General features: G+C 68.4%; 8 protein-coding genes and 1 pseudogene. 4 read left to right on the top strand and 5 right to left on the bottom strand.

Annotation, left to right across the window (positions count from 1 at the left end):
- Nucleotides 1–115: 115 nt before the first annotated feature.
- On the bottom strand, nucleotides 116–331 hold the full coding sequence (locus GUY61_RS26825) for a hypothetical protein (RefSeq protein ID WP_166632825.1): 216 nt from the start codon (nucleotides 329–331) through the stop codon (nucleotides 116–118).
- Between the two features lie 385 nt (nucleotides 332–716).
- Between GUY61_RS26825 and GUY61_RS26820 the strand changes: the two genes are divergently transcribed.
- A complete protein-coding gene (locus GUY61_RS26820; protein WP_166632824.1) occupies nucleotides 717–1,322 on the top strand; it encodes a transcriptional regulator in 606 nt (201 codons plus the stop codon).
- Between the two features lie 171 nt (nucleotides 1,323–1,493).
- Here the strand turns inward: GUY61_RS26820 and GUY61_RS26815 are convergent, their stop codons facing one another.
- Nucleotides 1,494–2,537: a TniQ family protein gene (locus tag GUY61_RS26815; RefSeq protein ID WP_166632823.1), complete on the bottom strand. Its 1,044-nt coding sequence runs from the start codon at nucleotides 2,535–2,537 to the stop codon at nucleotides 1,494–1,496.
- A gap of 231 nt (nucleotides 2,538–2,768) precedes the next feature.
- Here GUY61_RS26815 and GUY61_RS26810 point away from each other — a divergent pair, with 231 nt between their 5' ends.
- Nucleotides 2,769–5,123, top strand: a complete 2,355-nt coding sequence (locus GUY61_RS26810) for a DEAD/DEAH box helicase (protein ID WP_166632822.1) — start codon at nucleotides 2,769–2,771, stop codon at nucleotides 5,121–5,123.
- Between the two features lie 123 nt (nucleotides 5,124–5,246).
- Nucleotides 5,247–6,152 (top strand): hypothetical protein, encoded by a 906-nt coding sequence (locus GUY61_RS26805; protein ID WP_166632821.1) that lies wholly within the window; start codon nucleotides 5,247–5,249, stop codon nucleotides 6,150–6,152.
- A 72-nt stretch (nucleotides 6,153–6,224) separates the two neighbouring features.
- On the opposite strand, the gene GUY61_RS26800 is transcribed toward GUY61_RS26805, so the two are convergent.
- From GUY61_RS26800 to GUY61_RS26790, 3 genes are read right to left on the bottom strand one after another with little or no spacing between them, the layout of a single operon-like run.
- Nucleotides 6,225–7,286 (bottom strand): TniB family NTP-binding protein, encoded by a 1,062-nt coding sequence (locus tag GUY61_RS26800; RefSeq protein ID WP_166632820.1) that lies wholly within the window; start codon nucleotides 7,284–7,286, stop codon nucleotides 6,225–6,227.
- A complete protein-coding gene (locus tag GUY61_RS26795; protein ID WP_166632819.1) occupies nucleotides 7,283–9,694 on the bottom strand; it encodes a DDE-type integrase/transposase/recombinase in 2,412 nt (803 codons plus the stop codon). The genes GUY61_RS26800 and GUY61_RS26795 overlap by 4 nt, the downstream gene beginning before the upstream one ends.
- Complete coding sequence (locus GUY61_RS26790) at nucleotides 9,691–10,443, bottom strand: TnsA-like heteromeric transposase endonuclease subunit (protein ID WP_166632818.1); 753 nt, start codon at nucleotides 10,441–10,443, stop codon at nucleotides 9,691–9,693. The genes GUY61_RS26795 and GUY61_RS26790 overlap by 4 nt, the downstream gene beginning before the upstream one ends.
- Before the next feature lie 309 nt (nucleotides 10,444–10,752).
- Between GUY61_RS26790 and GUY61_RS26785 the strand changes: the two are divergent.
- A pseudogene (locus tag GUY61_RS26785) lies at nucleotides 10,753–11,806 on the top strand (transcriptional regulator); the annotation flags it as partial.

Raw genomic sequence — 11,806 nt, 5'->3', positions numbered from 1 at the left:
GAGTGCTCGCCATCGAAGTCATGGAGGTGGATGGTCACGGCGTGATCGTCTCACCCCAGCACGCGAACCGTTCGTCCGGTCCCTCACAACTCTCGAACCCGGTGAACCTTCTCGGTCACAGCACTAGGCGCACCGGGCAGTCGTCGATCGGCGCCTTCGTCTCACAGGAGATCTCTTGCACAGCGCTGCCGAACAGCCCGCGCACCCCCGCAGACGTGGCACCGGCGAGCGCCTGGACCGCGAACCAGGCCGCCACCCGCGCCTGGTAGTCGAAACCCCCGGTGCCTGCACTGCCGCCGGCATCCGTTCTGGTGGCAGCCTTCGCGCTCATCTGGTTACCCCCTTGTGCCGCAGTCATCATAGGGATGCCGCATACGCCCAAAGGGGCATTTTGGATCAGGCTCCGCACCATCGCCTGCGTGAACTGTGGTTGGCGGTACCAATACACCTGCTGGTACCGAAGGAGCACGGGCGGCTTTCCGGTGCAGAGTCCCGCAGCCAGGACAGGGGGACGTGGCGGTGCCCCCCGCGGGATGCTTGCCACGTCGTCATCTGCAGAGCTGACGGGCAGGGCATCAGGTGGTGTTCCTCGAGGAGAGCAGGCAGGGAGCGGCGCAGTATCGTTGCGGCCGTGATCTCTGCAGTTCCCGCGCTCAGCGGTCACCCCGGCGGCGCGAGCGGTCGCTGCGAGCCTGCTGCCCGGAAGGATGACGAGCATGTCGACCCCGGCCACCGTACCGATCACCCCGGAAGAACGCTGGGGGGAACTCGGCTTGTACGGGGCCCGCGGCATGACCGGCAGCGAGGCCCTGGCCCGCACACTCGACCACGCAGCCAGCGGAAGCATCCCGCCAGTGACCACCAGCCTTGGCCTGACCATCCGGCTGCGCTACCTCACCTGGGGCAGCCGGGGCGACCACTGGCTGAGGGCCGCTGGTATCAGCGTCACCGGCCGGACCATCAACCGCTGGACCAGCGGCGTACAACGGCCCCGCCCCGACAACCTTCGCCTGATCGACCGGGCGTTCTGGCTCTGTCGCCGCGCCAGTCTCGCCGACCACTACAAGCAGCGTCTGTGGGACGACGGCCGCGGCAGACGCATCGAGATCCACCCCGTCGATCAGAAGAGTGTTCCGTCCAGCCGGCAGCGCGAGTTGCGCGTGCGGCACATCAACGTCCGCCACGAGTGGCAGGCGGTCGTGGACGCTTGGAGCAGCAACGACCACAGCACGCTGGATGAGCTGTGGACGTGGATCGTGGATGGCCTGGGGTCGGACCACCAGGCCTACACCTACGTCTCCCACCTTGGATTCGGCATCTGAATCCAGCCCGGGCCCCAGCCTCCACGCCGCCGCACACGGATCGGGTGCGACCCTGCCCAGCCCGTTTGCGGACCGCCAGACCGCCTCTCATTCCAGGCCACTGCCCGGCAACTCACCCCGGCCTTGTGTGCGCGCTGTTCCGGTACCCCACGAGCACCCTGGCGGAGGAATTCAGGCCTGACCGGCCACCGACCAGGTCATGGTGAGGTCTGGCTCGCGGGGTTCGTCGCCGAACCGCCAGGACAGACAGGTCAGTTCTTCCAGATGCGTATCGGACGGGACGTCGTCATGGGGGAGAGGGGTGGGGAGGCGGCGCCACTTGCCTTGTGCGGGTTGGTCCGCTCCATCAGCGAGCGGCGGTGAACTGTGGCGCTGCATCCAGACGTTCACTGGCATGAGAGCAAGGGAGGCAGGCATCTGCCACTCCTCCAGCATCCCGCCCACGGCGTTCAGCCACGCTTGGTCCATCTCCACACCCCAGGTGCCACGCATGCGGCGGCGCTCTCGTGCCGCCAGCATCCCTGCAAGGCGGACGGCCTCGGGATACACCACCAGCGGCGCTATGCGCAGATCGCTGCCGATTCCCGTGCCGCGCAGTCGGCCGCGGGCGCCCCACACGGGCGGGCACAGGGACGGGATGTTCCACCAGAACGCGGCGATGTGCAGGGCGTCCGCGAACAGGGCTCGCCCGCCGCCACCCAGACGCCGCTCCAGCAGGAGACGCCGGCGGTGGGCATCGACAACGTCGGGCAGGTTCCCGAGCGGCAGCCAGGTCGCCCCGGCCTCCCGCAGATTGTCCAGCCACCGCCCGTGCCGCACACACACCCGCCACCGGGTCACCGACACCAGATACACGTCGGACGGCCTACGCTTGGCCACCGCGCACAGGTCGCAGGCCCGCACCAGGAACACCGGGCCCTTGGTCCGCCATTGGGGCCACTCCCACGCCGGCCCCGGGCCGCCATCCAGGAGGTGATGGTCCTTCAGGTGCGGCAGCGTCCGTTGCAGCACGGGCACGCTGCGCCCGGTCAGCCCCGCAAGCCGCTCAAGAGCCGGGGCATTGAGATAGACCTCGGTGGTCTTGGCCGGCATGGCCTTCGTCCCGTCCCCGATCTTGTGCATGAGGTCATCGGGCGGCATGTTGTTCAGTGCTGCCAGACGGCCGACGAAGGAGCCCGTCGACTCCCCGGAGATGAGCCTCGCCTGCCGTGCCAAGGGCGTTGGAGTTCTCCAGGTGCGGGGCCGTTTCGCGGCGCGTCGTGTCCGGCTGCCGGTCACCGTGGCGCCGCTTGCGTCTGTTCGCCTCACGCGTCCCCCTCTGCACGGACTTGGCCGGTACTCCTGGCCCGGCATCAACCGGACCGGCTGACTGGCCCCGCTGAGCGCCTGCATACAGTGCAGGAGCCACAGCGTGATCGTCCTGCGCCCCCGATCCTAAGGACCCGTGTGTCTCTCGCATCTCCCGCCCTGCGCCCCCACCAGCGTGAGGCAGTCGAAGCAGTCATGAACGCTGTCGTCGCGGGGGAGCGCCGGGTCACCGTGGTGTCGGCTTGCGGCACGGGCAAGACCCTCACCGCAGCCGCCACCGTCCATCGCCTCGCGCCCGAGGGCATCGCGCTGGTGGCCGTGCCCACCCTGGCGTTGCTGACCCAGACCATCCAGCGCTGGCGGCAGGCCGGCCGTACCGGGCTGGCCGTGGGGGTGTCCTCGCTCACCCAGCGCCGCAGCGGACTGGATCCAGCGCAGGCGCTCATGACGAACGACCCCGACCGCATCGCCGCACTTCTCAGTGAGGCGCGCGGCCCGGTCACCGTCTTCGTCACCTACTCCTCGCTGCCCGTCATCCGCCGCCTTCACGACGACTACGCCGTTCCCGCCTGGGACGTGATGGTCATCGACGAGGCCCACCGCACCTGCAAGAAGGCCGGCCGCGGCTGGGGCACTATCCACAGCGATGACGCCGTGCCCGCCAAGCTGCGCCTCTACATGACGGCCACCCCGCGCATCTTCAACACTCCCGCCCCGTCCGGTCCGCTGTCCGCGCTGTTCGAGGCCATGCCCGACGCCACCATGGACCGCCGCGACATCTTCGGTCCCGTCGTCTACCGCCTCAGCCTGTCCGAGGCCATCGAACGGGGCATCCTCGCCGACTACCGGGTCGTCATGCCCGTCGTCACCGACCAGGACCTGCACGACATCCTCACCGACCACCCCGCCAACAGCGCCCACCACAACGGGCTGCGCACCGCCGCCCTCCACGTCGCCGTGCTGCGCGCCATCGCCGACCATGACCTGCGCCGCGTCCTGGTCTTCCACAACCGCATCGCCGCCGCCCACGCCTTCGCAGCCGCGCTGCCCGCCACCGCAGCCGAAGCCGCCGACGACCTCCACATCCCCGACCTGTGGTCCCAGGCCGTCGACAGCCAGCAAAGACCCCCCTACCGGCGCCGTCTGATGGAGGACTTCGCCGAAACACCCCGGCGCGCCGTTCTCCACAACGTCCGCGTCCTCAACGAAGGCGTCGACATCCCCGCCATCGACGCCGTCGTCTTCGCCGCCGCCCGCGACAGCGTCATCGACGCCATCCAGGCCATCGGCCGCGCCCTGCGCCAGCAGCCCGGCGAAGGCAAGAAGGCCACCCTCGTCCTGCCCGTCTACCTGCCCGACGCCTCAAGCGCCCACGAGGTGCTGCGCACCTCGAGGTTCAGCGGACTGTGGAACATCCTGCAGGCCCTGCGCGCCCACGACGACACCTTCCTCGACCGCCTCGCGATGCCCCATTCCAGCGGCCCCTCCGGGCTGCCCGCCCGCACCGTCCACTACCACCTGCCCGAACGCGCCCTGGAGATCGCCCTCGCCCTCGGTCTGGAAATCACCCTGCCGCCCACCGGCGACTGGGACGAGGCCCATGCCAGCGCTACCGGCTACCACGAGCAGTACGGCCACCTCGACGTTCCCGCCGACTACCGCGACGACGACGGCTTCGCCCTGGGCGAGTGGATCACCAACCAGCGCCTGCGGCACACCGCCGGCCGCCTCGATGACGACCAGCGCACCGCCCTCGACAGCCTGGGCATGCTGTGGAGCGCCCCCGACGACGACTTCACCCGCATGCTCGGCCACGCCCGCGCCTGGGCCGAACAACATCACCACCTGGCCGCCCCGCAGGACGCAACGCACGGAGGCCATCCCGTCGGCCGATGGCTCGTCGAATGCCGCAGAAAAGCCAAAGCCGGCCGCCTCGCCGCCAGCTACGAACAAGCCCTCAACGCCATCGACCCCTGGTGGAACCCACCGCCCGGCTTCACCGTCATGTGGCGCCGCTTCTACGCGTATGCCAAGGCCCACGTCGAAGAGCATGGCACCAGCCATGTCCCCAACGCCTTCAAGACCAGTGACGGTACGCCTCTCGGGCAGTGGCTCAACCGTCAGCTCAACCGCTTCCACGAGCTGCATCCGGCTCAGGCCCAGCTCCTGCTGGACCTCCACCTCATCCCTTCCATCGACAGCCTCTACGAGGGGGAACGGGACAGCGAAAGGTACCGGGAATTCCGCATCTACCTGCAGGCGGCCGCAGAGTATCTGGCACGCAAGGGCAACCTGCGCGTACCTCGCAGGTACATCCAAGGTATATGGGGCGGACAGTATTCCGTCGCACTCGGCAACTGGATCCACAAGATACGTAAAGCACCCGAAAAACTCACCGAGCAGGAGCGTCAGGCTCTGGAGAGACTGTTCATGGTGTGGGACCTCGACCTGGGCCGCACCAAACGCTCCACAGCCCCCAGTAAAGATGCCTGAGCCAGCCCACGGCGCGGCAGCTCCCATGGAGACCGGACGCGGTGCCGAGCGGTCCGCGCCAGCATCACGTGTCTACGGAGGGTGCAAGCTGGTGCCGCACGTACGTGACGAGGGCGGGGGCAGATGGTGACGCACGAGACGGACCCCTTGGCGATCTTGGCTGACAAGCCCCGCGAGCAGAGCGCTTTCGCCGCCCTGCTGCAGGCCATACAGGAGGAAGGCCACCACGCCGAACTGCTGGGCAGCCCAGAGCGTCAAGAAGATCTCTATCCCTACACGCCGCCGATCCCCGTGGATGCCGAGGTCGCCGTGAACGGGGTCGCGGGCTTTGTCGATCACACCGTGCTTCCCGCGCCGCAAGAGGACATGCGCCGGGTGGCGACACAGGACGCCGTCGCGGTACGTCTCATCCAGCTGGTGACCGGCCTTGCCGCCGACGCACCTGGCGGCGGACTGATCGTCCGGGTGTCGGCCGCGCCGTGGATGGGAGCATCGAAGAAAGAACGCGAGGGGCTCTACACCCGCGTCGTCAGCCAGGCCACAAGAGCGGTCGAGCGGAAAAAGCCCTTCGTCGATATGCGCAGACTGCAAGGCCCCTTTCCGGTGCCCGCAATCGAGTTCTGGCCCTGCCCTGACGACCAACGGGTGATCATCTCGTTCGACGACCTGACCGCCGGCTTCTCCGGACGCGTCACCCCGGACGGGCACTGGCGGTTCAACATCAGCGAGATCCGGCCCACGATCGGGCGAGCCATCGAAAGCAAACTGCGCAAGCAGCTTGCCGGAGTCCGCGCCGTGGCCCCGGAGCGGCCGATCGGACTGCTCGTGGACAGCCGGCCCATGCTCAGCGCGGGCAAGAAGAAACCGGAACCCGTCTTCGACCTGCCTCCGTTCGTCGTCCGGGACCTGATCGCCCAGATCGCAGCAGACTGGCCCGGTGTCCTGACCAAGGCCTGGCTGATCTCACCACTGTCCGGTGTCACGGCGGTGTACGGCGATGAGAACGATCTCAGCTGGCGACATGCCTGAAGCCCAGACAGTTCCCCCCTGATATCACGCCCTCTGGCCGTCCAGCGATGGTCCCGGCGGCGCGCAGGCGTGTCAGATCGCGATGACCTTGCCGACGATGAGGCTTTCGATGAGCTCCTTGGTGATGCGCTCGTCGCCATTGAGCATGGCCTGCTGCGCGGCCTGGCAGATGAGCTGGGACAGGGCACGCAAATAGCCCTTGCTGCGCAGGTGTAGGTCGGGGGAGAGCTTGGTCAGATCACCGAGCTGGTGATGGTGGAGCCGCAGGTCCTTGTCGAACTCGTTGACGACGCGCCGGAAGCGGTCTTTGCCCGTCTGGTCATAGCCCAGCCGGCTGGTTACCAGGACAGGATGGTCCCCCCACGGTTCCTCGTTCGGTTCAGGCTTCGTTTCGCGGTCGCGCAGCATCGGGTCCACGAGGGCGCGGCTGCTGCGGCCGCAGTACAGGAAGGTCGCGCCGGTCTCGTCGCTGATGTGCTTGAGGAACGCGAACGACTGCTGCACGTCGGCTCCGTGCTCGAGGCGGTCGATGCCGTCGATGAGGACCAGCTGGGTGTGGCAGTGCCGCATCACGTAGCAGACCGAGTCGGTGGGGTCGCTGCCCAAGTCCTCCCGTTCGAGGCCGAGGAAGCGGGCGAAGGCGTCGGCCCAGTTGCGGGTGCCGCCGCGGCTCTTGGCGGGCACGCTGAGTGCGATGACGGGGATGCGGTCGTCATTGCGTCCGTAGCGGTTGTTCAGCCGCCGCTCGTAGTTCTGGCCGATGTAGCCCAGCAGTTCGCTCTTGCCGGTGTTGGCGGGGCCCTCGATGATGACCCCGATCCGGCCCCGGGGCCGGCGGGCGTTGGCCGCGAGCTGTTTCTTCACCACCAGTTCCGCAGCGCTGATGGCCGGTGTGCGGACCGGCCGCATGCTTCCGTGGAAGAGGAAGCGGGGATCGTCGGGGCTGATCTCGCTTCCCAGTGGGGCGCAGTCGGCCAGGTCGGGCGGCTCCGGGGCATGATTGACCGCGGTCCGCCAGTTGGGCAGGGTGTCGCACCACGCCGGGACCGGCGGCCGCGGCCGGCCTGGGTCGGCCACCAGATCCTCGAGGGCCTGATCACCGAGACCGGAGAGTGTCTTCTTCAGCCGCTTCACGCCGGCCCTCCCTCAAGGTCATCACCGAGGAAGCGGAACAGCTCTTCCTCGCCTCCATAAATCGCAGGCCCTTTTTCCGGGCCAGGGTCCGGGGCGGCCTCGTCCTCCAGCGGCGGCAGGTCGTCGAAGTAGCCTGCCTTGAAGGCCTCTGCGGCCTCCGGCGACCATTCACCGGCGCTGGTGCGGGCGGGGGAGAGGAACAGCGGATCGCCCGCCAGCGTCCGCCGTGACAGATCGGCCGGTCCCGGCAGCCCGTACATTCCCTCATCCGGAAGATCCAGCATCCCGTCCTCGCCCGAGAGCGCATCGTCGGCATACGGATCGAACACCGCCTGCCGGGCGGCCGGCAGCGCGGCAGGTTGCCAGCCGTCCGGTACCGCCGCTGCCTGCGCGTGGTCCGGGCCGCGGCCGGCCCGCTCAAGCAGGTCCGCCAGCGCCTGGGCAATGGCGAGGTCGTCGTCCTTGCGGCCGCCGCGCTGCAGGTGCTCCGTGGTAGCGATGTCCCATAGGTACTGCGTCCACGGCGCGTTGATCATCTTCTGGTGGCGGAAGGTGGCTTGCACCCATGTGTCGTTCTCGTGGTCGTGCAGCCACACATGCTCGGGCGCATACGGGTTGTAGCGCAGTTCCCAGCCGTTGCGCCGTCTGCCGCCCAGCCCCGACCGCTGCCGACGATAGGGCCCCAGCGCATTCCTTTCGTTCTCATACACCCGGTTCATGAACCGGATGCCCTCATCGGTGACGCCAACCCACGCAGTAGGCAGCAGCTTGAGATAGTCCTCGCGGGCGAGCGGGACCGGCAAATAGCCGGCCACTTGCACACACGCGGCATACATCTGGTTCGGAGTCAGCGTCGGCAGATTGGCGTCGTAGGGGTTGCGCAGCTCCTCATGCCGCCGGTTCTGCCAGCGCAGGACGATCCACTCCTGCAGCAGGTCATCAAGCTGACTGAGGTTGAACAGCACCTCGCCGTCCAGCGTCCTGGCCCGGCGGCTGATGTCATTGCCGGTGTACGTGTTGACGTACTGGCTGAACAGCGACTTGATCGAGGCGAACGTGCGCTCCACGATCGCCTTGTCCGTCGGGGTACGCCGACGCGCCGGACGCACCGAGATCCCCAGAGACCGGCAGGCGTCGAAGAACGTACGCCCCGCGAACACCGTCCCATGATCGATGACGATCATGTCCGGGACGATCACCGGACGGCTGGCCGCCTGCGCGATCCGCTCATCCGCCTCCACCAGCTCTTCGTACGGCAGGTCCGAGGCCGAGGCGTGCGCTAGCGCGGAGAAGCCCGGCCGCATCGGGGCCGGGACCAGGGCCTGGGCCAGCAGCAGCGAGGCATCCACCGCCTTGGTCGCCCGCCCGGCCCGGCGCGGGGTGGCAAACAGCGCCAGCTTCTGGTCATGGGCCCGGCGCCAGCCGCGCGTGGTCTTGGCCCGGACGACCGCCGCGATGATGGTGCGGGTGGCGACATCCACCATCGCCGTCAGCTCGACCGAGGTCGGCTGCCCGTCATCCCCGAGGACCTTCACATCCAGATCGGTGGAGTCGATCTGCACCAGCTCACCCGGCGCCAGCGCAGTCGTCAGCGAGAACGGCGGCCCGGGCCGGTTGGCTGTATCCAGCCGTCTGCGGGTGGGCGCCCGCAGATCCTTCACCTTGATGCCCAGCCGGTCCAGCAGCTTGTACAGCGTCGTATTCGGCGGCACCACCACCGCCGGCCCGTAACTGCTGCGTACTGAGCGCCGCAGCAGCACGAACAGCGCCGACGCCGTGATCGCTGTCCTGCCCCTGCGGGCATCGGCCAACGCCAGCAGGGCATCAACCACGCGGGGATCGGTCCGCCCGTACAGCGACGGCATGCGGGTACGTCGCTTGTCGACCAGCCCCCAGATGCCCTTCTCGACGTACTTCAGCCGCTTGCGCTGGACCGTGTGCCACGACACCTCCCACTCCAGAACCGCATTCAGCTCGGCCGCCTTGGTCTTGTAGCGCTCGATCAGCGTGAACTCATCGGGCGCATACCCCGGGCGCGGCGTGGCATCGTCCGGCTGGTTGGGCAGCAGACCGGTATCGACCTCGATGACGTGTCGCTCCCACAGGTAGGCCTCGCGGGCTGCCTCGGTACTGATGCCCTCCAGCCGTGACCAATCGGGCAGCGCCTTGGACGTGACCGGCAGACCGTCGGCGTCCAACACGGCGAAGTCGTTTGCGGCAGCCAGCACACCCAAGGGCAGCGCCACCAGTGGCAGCCCGCTGCCCGGACGAGGCGCCAGATGCACCGTCACCCCATCCAACGCGATCACGGTGTACCGCTCGCTCCGCCAGCGCACCGCATCGCCCTCGCCCAGCACCCCATGGTGCGCCCGGAACGCCGCCGGAAACGCCCCCGTCATGCCGCTCACACCTGCTCCTGGACCGTGAACGGACGCATGCTCCTGGCCGCACCGCCCCGGTGCACCACCGAGTCGGGGCCAAGCGGAACACTCCAGTTCATCGTCAGCTGCCGCCGCCACAGCAGGTGATACAGCTGCGGCAGCACCGCCAGCCGCGGCATCCCGGTCGCCTGCACACCATCCATCAACGACAGGGGCCGCGCGAACGCTGCCAGCAGCTTCTCCTCCACCTCACGATCGGCATTGCGGGGATGCCGGTATCGAGCCACCCATCGCAAATTGGCCAGCGCACCACCTTGCGGCACCCGGGGGGAGCCCAACTGCCAGCCTGTCTCCTGGCATGCCTGCTCCAGCACCTGCCGCTGCCGTTCCCAGCGCCCGCCGGGACCCGAGGCCGGCGGGCACGCCACAACCACCGTCGCGCCCTGAGCAGTCCGCACAAAAAAGTCCGGCACGAAACGGCGGGCCCGGCCGCGCTCGGACCACTCCAGCCGCGCCGTCCAGGCGGCGAAGTCGGTGACATGCGGATGGAAATCGAGCAGCATAGCCACCGACAGCCGCTGCAGCGACCTGCAGCCCACGTGCTTGCCCGTCGTCGCCGACCACCAGTAGGTGACGATGCTCCGCTCGGACGGATGACGCAGCGGAACCCATACGGGCTCCCGGTCAAGCAGCTCAACCACCCCAGCCTGGTCAGCCGGCACCTGTACTTCCCGCCCGGCACCATTGCGATGGACGATCCGCAGATCCTTGACCATGCGCCCTCTATCCACATCCGTTGCGCGTGACACGGACACGTTAGTCGACCACGTGTGCGGGGTGAGATCGTCCCGACGCACGCCTCAGCGCCCCCTACGCAGCTCAGACACGCCCGACTTCAGCGGCACGGACCACGACAGCAGGGCCACGCACCACCACTGCGGCGGGACAGACCATTTCCCGTCATCTTGCATCGGGCCAGACCACCAGATGCTCGAACGTATCCGCATGTAGCCCATCGACCAGGCCGCAACGGGCGGTGACGGGAATCTGATCGTCCAGCCCAACGGACCTGGCACATTCACGGCATGCCAGATGATCACGACGATCAGCCCGAGCTCTTTGCCCGGGTCGACGGACTCCTTGCCGACCTCTCGGCCCAGCGGGTCCCCCTGCCACCGCCCCGCGAGCGGTCACGGCTGCGCAAGGCGGCAGGCCTGTCCACCGAACAGATAGCAGACGCCCTCGTCTGCCGTGCCAGGGACGTCGAGGCATGGGAAGCCGGGACACGCGAACCGCTCACGGCCCGCCGCACCGCCTACGCGCGCCTCCTGGAGGGCCTCAAGACCCTCGAGAAGCCGAAACAGAACAAGCCGTCCGTCCAAAACGAGGTCCCCACAGAACCCGCGCAAGCCGACCGGCCGGAGCAACCGACACTCTTCCCCCCAGACGACGAAGCACCACCGTCTACGCGCCGACCGGTGACCCCAGAGCCGCATGTCGCGCCCACGGGACCGCTGGCCGTCATCGACCACAACGGCACCCTAATCGCCCACTTCACCAACGGATCCCAGCTGCCGCTGGACGCAGATGATCTCCTCGGCCTGGTGGAGTGGACCCTGCGCAGCGGCCTGCGCCGGGACAAACTGTCCACCCATGACCAGGACGGCGACCCGCTCATCGTCCTGACCCCTGCAGCCAGCACCGCGCTGCACCTGCCCGCCGAACTCGCCGACCGCGTCACGCTGCGCCTTCCTTCCACCCACTCCGTCCTGGCGCAGCTGGACCACGCCGGCTTCCGCCTAACCCGCAGAGGATTCGGCCCCTGGGCCAGGACCTTCCGGCCCGTCGTGAACAACAAACGCGCCTCCGTGCAACTGGCCGTCATGGCCTGGGGAGCTCTGTCCCAGGACGGCTGGAACCTGCCCGAGCTGCCGCCGTCAGACCTGGCACGGCTGCTGGGCACCTACACCGACCGGCTGCTCACTCCCCGCGGCTCCACCGCCGTCTGCGGCGAGGAACTCATGACCGCCCTGCGGCCGCCGACCAAACCGACCCGCGACCCTGCCAGCGGCAAATGGGTATCCGGGCCCAACCCCGTCGGCCTGCACAAGGCCTTCGAGCCCGCGCCCCCCGAAGCCC

The sequence above is a fragment of the Streptomyces sp. GC420 genome (assembly GCF_009916105.1).
Lineage (GTDB): Bacteria > Actinomycetota > Actinomycetes > Streptomycetales > Streptomycetaceae > Streptomyces.
This window is presented reverse-complemented; position numbering and strand designations above follow the sequence as displayed.

What these genes read in the sequence shown, in the direction of transcription:
- GUY61_RS26825 (WP_166632825.1), bottom strand. Translation starts at nt 331, where the DNA reads ATGAGCGCGAAGGCTGCCACCAGAACGGATGCCGGCGGCAGTGCAGGC.
- GUY61_RS26820 (WP_166632824.1), top strand. Translation starts at nt 717, where the DNA reads ATGTCGACCCCGGCCACCGTACCGATCACCCCGGAAGAACGCTGGGGG.
- GUY61_RS26805 (WP_166632821.1), top strand. Translation starts at nt 5,247, where the DNA reads ATGGTGACGCACGAGACGGACCCCTTGGCGATCTTGGCTGACAAGCCC.
- GUY61_RS26790 (WP_166632818.1), bottom strand. Translation starts at nt 10,443, where the DNA reads ATGGTCAAGGATCTGCGGATCGTCCATCGCAATGGTGCCGGGCGGGAA.